Origin of the sequence: Methylobacterium sp. yr668, from assembly GCF_900116245.1 — a bacterium.
Taxonomy (GTDB): Bacteria; Pseudomonadota; Alphaproteobacteria; order Rhizobiales; family Beijerinckiaceae; genus Methylobacterium.
Map to the genome: position 1 here is coordinate 109,594 of NZ_FOZY01000008.1, position 12,585 is coordinate 122,178.

At 72.1% G+C, this 12,585-nt stretch carries 13 protein-coding genes; 11 read left to right on the plus strand and 2 right to left on the minus strand.

From position 1 onward, the window contains the following. Nucleotides 1–5: 5 nt before the first annotated feature. Nucleotides 6–1,334 (plus strand): glycosyltransferase family 87 protein, encoded by a 1,329-nt coding sequence (locus tag BM419_RS12595; RefSeq protein ID WP_091926644.1) that lies wholly within the window; start codon nucleotides 6–8, stop codon nucleotides 1,332–1,334. Here the strand turns inward: BM419_RS12595 and BM419_RS12600 are convergent. Together BM419_RS12600 and crtD are read right to left on the minus strand one after the other, a co-directional pair. Then, on the minus strand, nucleotides 1,294–2,154 hold the full coding sequence (locus BM419_RS12600; protein WP_091926645.1) for a carotenoid 1,2-hydratase: 861 nt from the start codon (nucleotides 2,152–2,154) through the stop codon (nucleotides 1,294–1,296). The two genes, BM419_RS12595 and BM419_RS12600, sit on opposite strands and share 41 nt — an antisense overlap. After that, nucleotides 2,151–3,686, minus strand: a complete 1,536-nt coding sequence (crtD, locus tag BM419_RS12605) for a 1-hydroxycarotenoid 3,4-desaturase CrtD (RefSeq protein WP_091677208.1) — start codon at nucleotides 3,684–3,686, stop codon at nucleotides 2,151–2,153. Before crtD ends, BM419_RS12600 begins: the two co-directional genes overlap by 4 nt. Before the next feature lie 106 nt (nucleotides 3,687–3,792). Here crtD and BM419_RS12610 point away from each other — a divergent pair, with 106 nt between their 5' ends. From BM419_RS12610 to pufL, 10 genes are all read left to right on the plus strand, one after another. Further along, a complete protein-coding gene (locus BM419_RS12610) occupies nucleotides 3,793–4,662 on the plus strand; it encodes a polyprenyl synthetase family protein (protein ID WP_091926646.1) in 870 nt (289 codons plus the stop codon). A 29-nt stretch (nucleotides 4,663–4,691) separates the two neighbouring features. Continuing rightward, nucleotides 4,692–5,819: a methyltransferase gene (locus tag BM419_RS12615; RefSeq protein ID WP_091926647.1), complete on the plus strand. Its 1,128-nt coding sequence runs from the start codon at nucleotides 4,692–4,694 to the stop codon at nucleotides 5,817–5,819. A gap of 94 nt (nucleotides 5,820–5,913) precedes the next feature. Then, nucleotides 5,914–6,852 (plus strand): chlorophyll synthesis pathway protein BchC, encoded by a 939-nt coding sequence (bchC, locus tag BM419_RS12620; protein WP_091926648.1) that lies wholly within the window; start codon nucleotides 5,914–5,916, stop codon nucleotides 6,850–6,852. Next, the gene (locus BM419_RS12625) at nucleotides 6,849–7,853 is read left to right on the plus strand and encodes a chlorophyllide a reductase iron protein subunit X (protein ID WP_020091989.1); all 1,005 of its coding nucleotides are present in this window, start codon (nucleotides 6,849–6,851) and stop codon (nucleotides 7,851–7,853) included. The genes bchC and BM419_RS12625 overlap by 4 nt, the downstream gene beginning before the upstream one ends. A 5-nt stretch (nucleotides 7,854–7,858) precedes the next feature. Then, nucleotides 7,859–9,388: a chlorophyllide a reductase subunit Y gene (gene bchY / locus BM419_RS12630; RefSeq protein WP_091926649.1), complete on the plus strand. Its 1,530-nt coding sequence runs from the start codon at nucleotides 7,859–7,861 to the stop codon at nucleotides 9,386–9,388. Then, complete coding sequence (gene bchZ / locus BM419_RS12635; RefSeq protein ID WP_091676920.1) at nucleotides 9,388–10,854, plus strand: chlorophyllide a reductase subunit Z; 1,467 nt, start codon at nucleotides 9,388–9,390, stop codon at nucleotides 10,852–10,854. The genes bchY and bchZ overlap by 1 nt, the downstream gene beginning before the upstream one ends. Before the next feature lie 35 nt (nucleotides 10,855–10,889). Further along, a complete protein-coding gene (locus tag BM419_RS12640; protein ID WP_026604760.1) occupies nucleotides 10,890–11,111 on the plus strand; it encodes a hypothetical protein in 222 nt (73 codons plus the stop codon). A gap of 127 nt (nucleotides 11,112–11,238) precedes the next feature. Then, a complete protein-coding gene (pufB, locus tag BM419_RS12645; RefSeq protein WP_012319767.1) occupies nucleotides 11,239–11,475 on the plus strand; it encodes a light-harvesting antenna LH1, beta subunit in 237 nt (78 codons plus the stop codon). A gap of 10 nt (nucleotides 11,476–11,485) precedes the next feature. Further along, a complete protein-coding gene (pufA, locus tag BM419_RS12650) occupies nucleotides 11,486–11,677 on the plus strand; it encodes a light-harvesting antenna LH1, alpha subunit (protein WP_020091993.1) in 192 nt (63 codons plus the stop codon). An 81-nt stretch (nucleotides 11,678–11,758) separates the two neighbouring features. After that, on the plus strand, nucleotides 11,759–12,583 hold the full coding sequence (gene pufL / locus BM419_RS12655) for a photosynthetic reaction center subunit L (protein WP_020091994.1): 825 nt from the start codon (nucleotides 11,759–11,761) through the stop codon (nucleotides 12,581–12,583). Nucleotides 12,584–12,585 lie beyond the last annotated feature (2 nt).

Here is a 12,585-nt window from a genome sequence, read left to right on the forward strand (position 1 = left end):
CCGTCATGCCAGCGCCCATCGAGACCCGCGTGCCGGGCTCACCGACAGCACGCGCCGCCGCGCTCCGGTCAGATCTCGCGCATCTCCTGAGCAGCGATGACCGGCTGTTCGCCTTCGGCAGGCGGGCGGCCTGGGTGCTGCTGCCGTTCGGCCTCGCCATGGTCCTCCTCGTCTACGGGACCGGCCCGGACCCGCGGCGCAACTGGTACGGCGACCCCCTCGGCAACGACTTCGTCCAGGTCTGGGTGGCGGGCCGCTCGGCGCTGGAGGGGCGGGGGGCGGACCCCTACGATCTGCCGGTGCACTTGGCGAACCTGAAGGCGGCCTGCGGGCAGGCGTGCCGGTTCGCGTGGCACTATCCCCCGGTGTTCCTCCTGCCGGCGGCCGCGATGGCACTGCTGGATCTGCAGCCGGCCTACCTGCTCTGGACCGCGCTCTCCCTCGCCCTGTTCGCGCTCGCGATGCGGGTCGCGGCCGGCCGGCGGGACGCGGCCCTCGTCGCGCTCGCGCACCCGATCGTGCTCTGCAACCTCGTCTACGGCCAGAACGGCCTGTTCACCGCGTCGCTGCTCACCCTCGGCGCGGTGCTCGTCGATCGCCGACCGTGGCTCGCCGGGCTCTGCTTCGGCCTGCTGGCCTACAAGCCGCACTTCGCGGCGCTCGCCCCCCTGCTCCTGCTCGTGACGGGACGGCGCGAATGCCTGGCCGCCTGCGCGTCGACGGTGCTGGCCCTCTGCCTCGCGTCGCTGGCGCTGTTCGGGACGGCGCCCTGGACCGGCTTCCTCGGCACGCTCGGGGACACGAACCGGATCATCCTGCAGAACGCGGCGGCGAGCCTCAACCTCAACGCCAGCGCGTTCGGCGCGGTGCGCCTGCTCGGCGGCTCGATGGCCGCCGCCTGGACGGCGCAGGGTCTCGTCGCCGTACTGGCGCTCGGCCTCGCCGGCCGCGCTTGGTTGCGCCCCACCGACCCGGCGCTGCGCGCGGCCGCGCTCCTCGTCTCCGCGCCGCTGCTGTCACCGTACCTCCCGGTCTACGACCTGGCGCCCCTCGTGCCGGCCGTGCTCCTCCTGGCGCTCGCCGCGCACCGCGCCGGCGGCCTGCGGCCGCGCGAGCGGGCCCTGCTCTGCGCGGTGCCGCTCTTCGCGGTCGTCCGGGAGGCGGCCGCGCTGACCGGCTTCCCCCTCGGCCTCGTGCTGAGCATGGCGACCTTCGCCTGCATCGCGGAGCGCGTCATGCCGCGGAGCGTCACCCCGAGCCGACGGCGATCCGGGACGGGCGGCGCCGAGGCCCTCACGGAGCCAGCGGCCGCGGGATCCGGAAGGGCAGCATGAGTCGCACCATCGGGTTGCGGAACCGGTCGAGCGACAGGCTCTCGTGCATGGCCCGGACCGGCTCGCCGCCCAGCGTCGAGGCGAGCAGCGAGCGGGCGTAGAACGGCGTGTCCTCGTAGGTCGCGAGCACCCGCGAGCGGCCGCCGTCGCTGCGGGTCTCGCGCGGCATCCGCCAGAAGCGCGTCGCCGGGAGCGTTGCGCCGGGCGGCGGCCGGATCTCGCGGCGGCTGCCGTCCGCGGAGAACCGGAGCGACAGGTTCTGGCCACCGCCGTCGCGGTGATGGACGTCGTAGAGGATCGCCGCGCCGTCCGGCAGGTCGGCCCGGCACCATGTCCACCGCGAGAAGGCGGCCTCCAGCGGTTCGTCGCCGTCGTTGGTGTCGAAGTAGCCGCTCCCGCTCCAGCGAAGGTCCGGCGCGTCGAAATCGACCTCGACCCGCGAGGACGGCGACATCGGCCACCAGCGGTGGCGCCCGGCCCGGTCGAGATGGAACGGGCCGCCCGTGAACCCGCGCGGCTCGAGACGCACGGTGCCGCGGATCCTCCGGGGCAGGGGCGCGCCGCGCTCGTCGATCCGCACCGTCAGCGCCGTGCCGTCCCAGTGCATGGCGCTGGGTCCGACGGCGATGTGGTCGGCGCTGCGCGACAGGCTGGTTGCGCGGCGCTCGGTCATGGCGAAGCGGCCGCGGTCGCCGTAGAGCACCACGTTCATGGCGCAGTGGGCGAAGGGGTCCTTCTCGGCGCTCCAGGCGTAGTAGGGCGAGAACACGCTGCCGATGAACGCGATGATCGTGAGGCCCTGGCGGCCGTCGTCGCTCACCGCATCGACGTACCACCACGCGTAGCCGCCCCGCGCGACCGCGCCATCGAATCGCGGTCGTCCAGGATCGCTGCCGCTGCCAGCCGCCCCGACTGCGCCGCCATCGGCACGCCCGGGCCGGGATGGATCGAGCCCCCCGCGAGATAGAGGCCCGGCACCGCCGTCCGCGCGCCCGCGCGCTTGAAGGTCGTCGCCCATCCCTGCGCCGCCCGACCGTAGAGGGCTCCGCCCGTCCCGGGGAAGAGGGCGTCGAAGTCCCGCGGCGTCGTCGTGACCGCCGACGACGTGAAGTCCAGGGTGAGCCCGCAGGCCTCCAGCCGGCGGATCAGGTTCCTCTCGCATCTCTCGATCTCCGGCGGCTGAAGGGGGCGCTCCCGGCCATCCGCCGGAGCGTTGACGAGCAGGAGCAGGCGTTCCGGCCCCCGCGGCGCGGCGCCCGCCGCGTCCCGGTCCTGGGCACAGACGTAGACGGTCGGGTCGTCGGGCAGGCGGCGGGCGCGCAGGAGCGCGTCGAACTCGGCCCGGTAGTCGCGCGAGAAGAACACCGTGTGGTGCGCCAGCGGGAAACCCGCCGGCACCGCCTCCGCGCAGAGCGTGACCGCGGAGAGCGAGCGCTCGCCGGGCGCGAGCCGCTCGCCGGCGGCGGCCGCATCGGGCCCGAGCAGCCCCGCCCCCAGGGCCGCGCAATCCGCGTTGCAGACGACGTAGTCGGCGGCCACAGTCGTGCCGTCGCTCAGGCGCACGCCGGTGACGCGGCCGCCGTCCGCGAGGATTTGCGCGACCTCCGCGCCGTACCGGAAGGTCGCGCCGCGCTCCGCCGCCAGATCGGCCACCGCCCGCGCGAGGCCGCTGAGCCCTCCCGCGACGGTCCAGACGCCGGCCTGCTCCACGTGGGCGACGAGCATCAGCGTCGCCGGTGCCGTGAAGGGCGAGGCGCCGCAATAGGTAGCGTAGCGGCCGAACAGCTGGAGCAGCCGCGGGTCGCGAAAGTACGCCCCCAGCGCCGACCAGAGCGTCGTGAAGGGCTGGATTCGCCAGAGATCGCCGAGGCCCGAGAGCCCGACCCGCTGCGCGAGGCCGGCGGGACCCGTCCGGCCCTCGCGGATGAAGGGCCCTTCGAGGGTGCGGTAGACCTCTGCGGAGCGGGCGCAGAAGCGCCGGTAGCCGTCCGCCTCGCGCGGTCCCGCGAAGGCCGCGATCGCGTCCGCCGACGCGTCGATATCGGCGAAGAGGTCGAGGCGCTCGTCCCGGCTCCAGGCGTGACGGGCGAGGAGCCGCGCCGGTGACAGGGCGACCCGGTCGCCGAGATCCGCCCCGCACTCGGCGAACAGCTCCTCGAGAACCCAGCGCATCGTGAAGACCGTCGGACCGGCCTCGACGGCGCGGTCCCCGACCGGGACGGCGCGCATCTTCCCGCCGGGCTGCGGCGCGCGCTCGAGGATTGTCGTCTCGAAGCCGGCATGGGCGAGCCGCAGGGCGGCGGCGAGGCCACCGATCCCGGCACCGATCACGACGACGCGCTCCTGCGCCACGGCCGCTCCGAACTCCCCCACCACGGGATTGATCTCCCCTCCGCAAAGTGTCAATAAGAAATGACACCTGTTGCTGACAACCGCATACAACACGGGAGGCAACGATATGGAGTCCGGTCGGCGGATCGAGATGGCGCTGGATCGCGCCGTTGCGCACGCGGAGGCGCCCGGCGCCCCGCCCCTTCTGGCGGAGGCTCTCCGCTACGCGGTGTTTCCCGGCGGCCATCGGATCCGGCCGCGCCTGTGCCTCTCGGTGGCCCGCGCCTGCGGCGACGACGACCCCGCGGGGTCCGTGGCGGCCGCCGCCGCTATCGAGCTCCTGCACTGCGCCTCGCTGGTCCACGACGACCTGCCGTGCTTCGACGACGCGCCGATGCGGCGGCAGAAGCCCTCCGTCCACGTCGCCTTCGGCGAGCCGATCGCCGTCCTGACCGGCGACGCCCTGATCGTCCTCGCCTTCGAGACCCTCGCGCGCTCCGTCGGGCCTCATCCGGCGCGCCTCGGGCGCCTCGTCGGACTCCTCGGCCGCGCCGCGGGGTCGCCGTCCGGCATCGCGGCCGGGCAGGCCTGGGAATCGGAGGCGCATATCAGCCTCAGCGACTATCAGCAGGCGAAGACGGGCGCCCTGTTCGCCGCCGCCACCGTGGCGGGTGCCGCGGCGGCGGGCGCGGATCCGGAACCCTGGCGCCGCCTCGGCGAGTGCCTCGGCGAGGCCTATCAGGTCGCCGACGACCTGCGCGACGTCGCCTGCCGGCAGGAGGAGATCGGCAAGCCCGCCGGGCGCGACGCGACGCTGGGCCGCCCCAACGCCGCCGCCCTGCTGGGGACCGGCGGCGCGATGGAGCGCCTGTCCCGGCTGACCCGCGAGGCGATCGCGGCGATCCCGCCCTGTCCGGGCGTGGCCACGCTCACCGCCGAGATCGAGGCGCAGGCGCGGCTGTTCCTGCCCGCGAGCCTGCGCGCGGTGGCGGTCTGAGCGCCGGATCGCTCCCCGGAACCGGCACGGTGCCGCCCGTTCCGCCCGCGTGGGCGGACAGGTGGCTCGCGTGGCGCAACCGCCTCGTCGTCAGCCCCCGGTTCCAGCGCTGGGCGGCGGGTTTTCCGCTGACGCGCCGCATCGCGCAGCGCAACACGCGCGCGCTGTTCGACCTCTGTGCCGGCTTCGTCTACGCGCAGGTCCTGACCGCCTGCATCCGCCTGGACCTGTTCGCGATCCTCGCGGAGGGCCCGCAGACGGTCGACGCGCTGGCGCAGCGGCTCGACCTCACGCCCGACGCGGCACGACGCCTGCTGCGCGCCGCCGAGTCCCTCGGTCTGCTGCGCGCCCTGTCGAATGACCGATTCGGGCTCGCCGACTTGGGCGCGGCCCTCGTCGGCAATCCCGGCATCGCCGCCATGATCGAGCATCACGCGCTGCTCTACGCGGATCTCGCGGATCCGGTCGCCCTGCTGCGTGGACAGGCCCAGCCGACCCGCCTCGCGGGCTACTGGCCCTACGCGGCCGGGGCGACGGGCGACGCGCGCACGGTGGCTCCCTACAGCGGCCTGATGGGTGCCTCGCAGGCGCTGATCGCCGAGGATGTGCTCGACGCCTGCGACCTGTCGCGCGTCCGGCACCTCATGGATGTCGGCGGCGGCGAGGGCGCCTTCCTGCAGGCCGTGGCGGCGCGGCACGCCGGCCCCCGCCTGACCCTGTTCGACCTGCCGGCCGTCGCCGACCGCGCCCGAGCGCGCCTCGACCAATCCGGCCTCGGCGACAGGATCGCCTGCCGCGGAGGCGACTTCCACGGCGGGCTGCCCGCGGGCGCCGACACGATCACCCTGGTGCGGATCGTCCACGATCACGACGACGCGCCGGCCCAGGCACTGCTGCGGGCGGCCTACGCGGCGCTGCCGCCGGGCGGCACGCTGCTCATCGCGGAGCCGATGGCCGGGACGCCCGGCGCGGAGCCGGTCGGCGACGCCTATTTCGGCTTCTACCTCCTGGCGATGGGCTCCGGCCGGCCGCGCCGGGCCGAGGAGCTGCGCGCGATGCTCGCGGCCGCAGGTTTCACCGCCACGCACGAGCATCCGACACGTCGCCCCCTGCTCGCGCGGGTGCTGAAAGCTCAAAAAACAGGCCCAGCCAAGTAAGTGTGACTTGACGCTGACCTGTGTCTATCTAGGATGACACATAGCGGCTTCGAACCAGAGAGAGTCGCAACGCAAAGGGTGGACACTTCCAGCCATGGACGCTCTGGCCGTCATTCTGGAAAACCCGGAGCACCTCTCGGTTCAGCGCCTGGCCCTGACGCCGCCCACTGACGCGGACGCGGTGGTGGCGGTGTCCTGGAGCGGGATCAGCACCGGCACCGAGCGCCTGCTCTGGTCGGGGCGGATGCCGCCCTTCCCGGGCATGGGCTACCCCCTGGTGCCGGGCTACGAGTCCGTCGGGACGGTCGTGGAGGCGGATGCCGGCGCTTCGGTCCGGGTCGGCCAGACCGTCTACGTCCCGGGGGCCCGCTGCTTCGGCGCCGTTCGCGGCCTGTTCGGAGGCGCCGCGTCCCATCTGGTCGCACCGGCCGCCCGCCTCGTGCCGGTGGACGAGGCCCTCGGCGAGCAGGCCTGCCTCCTGGCCCTCGCGGCGACTGCCCATCGCGCCCTCGGGCGCCTCGCCCCCGGCGCGGCTCCGCTCATCGTCGGGCACGGCGTCCTCGGCCGGCTGCTCGCGCGGCTGACCCTGGCTGCGGGCGCCGCGCCCACCGTCTGGGAGACGGACCCCGTGCGCGCAGCCGGCGAGCACGGATACACCGTCGTCGCGCCCGACGCGGATCCCCGGCGCGACTACGCGACGATCACGGATGTCAGCGGCAACGCCGCCGGCCTCGACGACCTGATCGCCCGGCTCGCACCGGGGGGCGAGATCGTCCTCGCCGGGTTCTACGAGGCGCCCCTCAGCTTCACTTTCCCGCCCGCCTTCATGCGCGAGGCCCGGATCCGGATCTCGGCCGAGTTCAGGCCCGAGGACACGGTGGCGGTGACGCGGATGATCGAGAGCGGCCGGCTCTCCCTCGACGGTCTGATTACCCACCGTGCCCCGGCGGCACAGGCCCAGGACGCCTACCGCACCGCGTTCGCGGATCCGGGCTGCCTGAAGATGATCCTCGACTGGAGGGACGCCGCGTGAACGTTCAGCTCAACAAGGCTGCCCTGTCCCAGGCGACTCAGCTCCGCGCCGAGGCCGCGATCGAGCCCGATGCCGTGTCCACCGCACCGGCGAAGAAAGAAACGCAGATCATCGCGATCTACGGCAAGGGCGGCATCGGGAAGTCGTTCACCCTCGCCAATCTCAGCTACATGATGGCCCAGCAGGGCAAGAAGGTCCTGCTGATCGGCTGCGACCCGAAGAGCGATACGACCTCGCTCCTCTTCGGCGGCAAGGCCTGCCCGACCATCATCGAGACGTCGACCAGGAAGAAGCTCGCGGGCGAGTCGGTCGCGATCGGCGACGTCTGCTTCAAGCGCGACGGCGTCTACGCCATGGAGCTCGGCGGTCCCGAGGTCGGGCGCGGCTGCGGGGGCCGCGGCATCATCCACGGCTTCGAGCTTCTGGAGAAGCTGGGCTTCCACGAGTGGGGCTTCGACTTCGTCCTCCTCGACTTCCTCGGCGACGTGGTCTGCGGCGGCTTCGGCCTGCCGATCGCCCGGGACATGTGCCAGAAGGTCATCGTCGTCGGCTCGAACGACCTGCAGTCGCTCTACGTCGCCAACAACGTCTGCTCGGCGGTGGAGTATTTCCGCAAGCTCGGGGGCAATGTCGGCGTCGGCGGCCTCGTGATCAACAAGGACGACGGCACCGGCGAGGCCCAGGCCTTCGCGGAGGCGGCCGGCATCCCGGTCCTGGCCTCGATCCCGGCCGACGAGGACATCCGCCGCAAGAGCGCGAATTACGAGATCATCGGCAAGCCGGACGGGCGCTGGGGCACCCTGTTCGCGGACCTCGCCGCCAATGTCGCGGAGGCCGCGCCGCACCGCCCGACGCCGCTCTCGCAGGACGGGCTGCTCGGCCTGTTCTCCAGCGAGACCACCGGCCGCGACGTCGTGCTGGTTCCGGCGACCCACGAGGACATGTGCGGCGTCGCCCACGTGTCCAAGCCGTCCCTCGAAGTCGTGTACGACGAGGTCTGACGCGCATGGCCGTCTCCCTCGACATCGCCGATCTGCGGGCCCGCAAGGCGCCGGCCACCGTCGACCTCGCCGCGGCGCAGAGCGACGGCCTGGGTTGCCACGCCGGCAAGGACGCGATGGTGGCGGCCGCGGAAGCCGCCGGCATGTCGGAGACCCTGGCGCAGCTGCGCGAGGATTATCCCCAGGGCCCGCACGACCAGCCGCAGAGCATGTGCCCGGCCTTCGGCTCGCTGCGGGTCGGTCTGAGGATGCGCCGCACGGCGACGATCCTGTCGGGCTCGGCCTGCTGCGTGTACGGCCTGACCTTCACATCGCATTTCTACGGGGCGCGGCGCAGCGTCGGCTACGTGCCGTTCAACTCCGAGACGCTCGTCACCGGCAAGCTGTTCGAGGACATCCGCGAGGCGGTCCACGCGACTGCGAAGCCGGAGGATTACGACGCCGTCGTCGTCATCAACCTCTGCGTTCCGACGGCCTCTGGTGTGCCGCTGCGCCTGCTGCCGAAGGCGATCGACGGCGTCCGGGTGATCGGGATCGACGTGCCGGGCTTCGGCGTCCCGACCCACGCCGAGGCCAAGGACGTGCTCGCCGGCGCCATGCTCAAGGTCGCACGCGCGGAGGCCGAGCAGGGGCCCGTCGCCGCCCCCCGCGGTGGCCGTTCCGAGCGCCCGAGCGTCGCGCTGCTGGGCGAGGTCTTCCCGGCCGACCCGGTGGTGATCGGATCGCTCCTGGAGCCGCTGGGACTCTCGGCCGGCCCGGTCGTGCCGACCCGGGAATGGCGCGAGCTCTACGCGGCCCTCGACTGCGCGGCGGTGGCGGCGATTCACCCGTTCTACAAGGCGTCGATCCGCGAGTTCGAGGCGGCCGGCCGCCCGATCGTCGGCTCCGCTCCCGTGGGCGTCGACGGGACCGCCGACTGGCTCGACCGGATCGGCGAGGCCTGCGGTGTCGCTCGCGCGACCGTCGAGGCGGCCAAGAACCGCATCCTGCCCGGCATCCGCGGCGCGCTCGGCGCGATGCCGATCAAGGGGCGGATCACGCTCTCGGGCTACGAGGGATCGGAGCTGCTCGTGGCGCGCCTCCTCGTCGAGAGCGGCGCCGAGGTCCCCTATGTCGGCACCGCCTGCCCGCGCACGCCCTGGTCGGAGGCGGATCGCGACTGGCTCGAGTCTCGCGGAACGGAGGTCCGATACAGGGCCTCCCTCGAGGATGATCTGTTCGCCTTCGAAGCGCTGAAGCCCGATCTCGCCATCGGCACGACGCCGGTCGTGCAGCGCGCCAAGGAGCGCGGCACGCCGGCGCTCTACTTCACCAACCTGATCTCGGCGCGCCCGCTGATGGGCGCGGCCGGCGCCGGGTCGCTCGCCACGGTGATCAACGCCGCCCTCGGCAACAGGGCGCGCTTCGACGCCATGCGCGACTTCTTCGAGGGCGTCGGCACCGGCCACGCCGCGGGCGTCTGGCAGGAGGTGCCGCAGAAGCGCCAGGGACCGAAGATCGAGGGCCCCAAGAAGCCGATCGGGGAGATGGCCTAATGCTCATCCTCGATCACGACAGGGCCGGCGGCTACTGGGGCGCGGTCTACGTCTTCACGGCGATAAAGGGTCTGCAGGTCGTCATCGACGGCCCCGTGGGCTGCGAGAACCTGCCGGTCACCTCGGTGCTGCACTACACCGACGCGCTGCCGCCGCACGAGCTGCCGATCGTGGTCACCGGGCTCGCCGAGGAGGAACTCGGCCGGCACGGCACCGAGGGCGCCATGAAGCGCGCCCACGCGACCCTCGATCCGGGCCAGCCCAGCGTCGTGGTCACCGGCTCGATCGCCGAGATGATCGGCGGTGGCGTGACCCCGGAGGGCACGGGGCTCCAGCGCTTCCTGCCGCGCACGATCGACGAGGACCAGTGGCAGGCCGCCGACCGGGCGATGCGCTGGCTCTGGCAGGAGTACGGGGCGAAGAAGTTCGCCAAGAAAGGCATCCCGGCCCGGCCGGAGAAGAAGCCCGGCGAGAAGCCGCGGGTGAACCTCATCGGCCCGGCCTACGGCACCTTCAACATGCCGTCCGACCTCGCGGAGATCCGGCGGCTGGTCGAGGGGATCGGCGCCGAGGTGAACCTCACCTTCCCGCTCGGCGCGCACCTCGCCGACGTGCCGAAGCTGGTCAACGCCGACGCCAATATCTGCCTCTACCGGGAGTTCGGGCGGCTGCTCTGCGAGGATCTGGAGCGCCCGTACCTGCAGGCGCCGATCGGCATCCTGTCCACGACCAAGTTCCTGCGCTCGCTCGGCGCGATCCTGGGCCTCGATCCCGAGCCGTTCATCGAGCGGGAGCGGCACACGACCATCAAGCCGGTCTGGGACCTCTGGCGCTCGGTGACGCAGGACTTCTTCGGGACCGCGAGCTTCGGCATCGTCGCGACCGAGACCTACGCGCGCGGCGTGCGCCACTTCCTCGAAGACGAGATGGGCCTGCCCTGCCACTTCGCCTTCGGGCGATCGGCCGGTCTGAAGCCCGACAACGCGGCCGTCCGCGCCGCCGTTGCGGCCAAGCCGCCGCTGGTGCTCTTCGGCTCGTTCAACGAGCGGATGTACCTCGCCGAGTGCGGCGCCCGGGCGACCTACGTGCCGGCCTCGTTCCCCGGCGCGATCATCCGGCGGCACACCGGCACGCCGTTCATGGGCTACGCCGGGGCGACCTACCTGGTCCAGGAGGTCTGCAACGCCCTGTTCGACACCCTCTTCCATATCCTGCCGCTCGCCCGCGACATGGACAAGGTCGAGGCCACTCCCACGCGGCGGCACGCCGAGCTGCCGTGGGACGAGGCCGCCCGGCAGGCACTCGACGCCCTCGTCGAGGCCCAGCCGGTGCTCGCCCGGATCTCCGCGGCCAAGCGCCTGCGCGACGCCGCCGAGCGGGCTGCCCGGGACACCGAGGCCGCCGCCGTAGCGCCCGCCCACGTGGCGCGGGCCCGGGCCGCCCTCGCGGGAGGAGTGCCCGCATGAGCCGCCTTTCCGTTTCACCCAGAGGAGACCTGACGATGCGAACGATGGTCCCGACCGGCCGCCAGCACCAGGAAGCGTTTCAGTTCCGGCTGATCCTGGCGGCGACCTACCCGTTCTTCCTCGCCGCCGCGGCGCTGAACCGGTTCCGGCCCAGCCGCGAGACGGCCCGCCCGGGCCTGGCGCCGGCGCGCCGCTCGGTCTTCGGCGAAGCCCGCGCCATGGCGGTTCAGGCGATCCCCTTCGCCTTCATGGGCTGAAACGCCCCTGAGCGAGACGCTTCCGTCCGGTCACGCGGGGGAAGTCGGGCCGTGACAGCCGAAAGGCATCGCGGCTGAACCCGTCGCGCCTCGCCAGAGGCGCGGCCAACACACGGAGGTCTGAACGATGGCGAGTGGACCCGTCACAACAGAAAGACCGAGCAGCCTGTCCGGGCTGACGGAACCGGAAGCCAAGGAGTTCCACGCGATCTTCCTGACGAGCTTCCTCATCTTCACGGCGATCGCCGTGGTCGCCCACATCCTTGTCTGGCTGTGGCGTCCGTGGCTCCCCGGACCGCAGGGCTACGCCTCTCTCGAGGGCGTTCGCGATGCGGCCCACGCCCTCGTCACGATGATCGGCTGAGGAGGATCGGATGCACAAGGTTTGGTTGCTCTTCGATCCGCGGCGCACGCTGGTGGCTCTGTTCACCTTCCTCTTTATCCTGGCGCTGCTGATCCACTTCATCCTGCTCTCGACCGACCGGTTCAACTGGCTGGACGGCCCGAGAAACAACAAGGCGGCCCAGAACACCATCACGCTCGCGCTGCCGCAGATGCCGGCCTGAGTGCCGGTTCGGACCGCGGCGCGCGAGGGCCGCGGTCCACCCATATTTCCTCTTCTCCGGCCTGACTGAGGAGCAGCCGCCATGGCGATGCTGAGCTTCGAGCGCAAATACAGGGTTCGCGGCGGCACCTTGCTCGGAGGCGACCTGTTCGACTTCTGGGTCGGGCCGTTCTTCGTCGGTTTCTTCGGCGTCGTCGGCATGTTCTTCACGGTGCTGGGCACCGCGCTCGTCATCTACGGCGCCGCGATCGGACCGACCTGGAACATCTGGCAGATCAACATCGCGCCGCCCGATGTCAGCTACGGCCTGAGACTCGCGCCGCTGAAGGATGGCGGGCTCTGGCAGATCATCACCATGTGCGCGCTCGGCTCGTTCGTCTCCTGGGCGCTGCGCGAGGTCGAGATCTGCCGCAAGCTCGGGATCGGCTACCACGTCCCCGCGGCCTTCGGCATGGCGATCTTCGCCTACTTCACCCTCGTGGTGATCCGGCCGCTGCTGATGGGCGCCTGGGGCTACGGCTTCCCGTACGGCATCCTCAGCCATCTCGATTGGGTGTCCAACACCGGATACCAGTATCTCCACTTCCACTATAATCCGGCCCACATGCTGGCCGTGACGTTCTTCTTCACGACGACGCTGGCCCTGGCGATGCACGGCGGCCTGATCCTGTCGGCGACCAACCCGAAGAAGGGCGAGACCGTGAAGACGCCCGAGCACGAGGACACCTTCTTCCGCGACACGATCGGCTACTCGATCGGCACGCTCGGCATCCACCGCCTCGGCCTGTTCCTGGCCCTCTCTGCAGGGTTCTGGAGCGCGGTCTGCATCGTCATCAGCGGGCCGTTCTGGACGCAGGGCTGGCCGCAATGGTGGGGCTGGTGGCTCAACCTGCCGGTCTGGCGGTGACG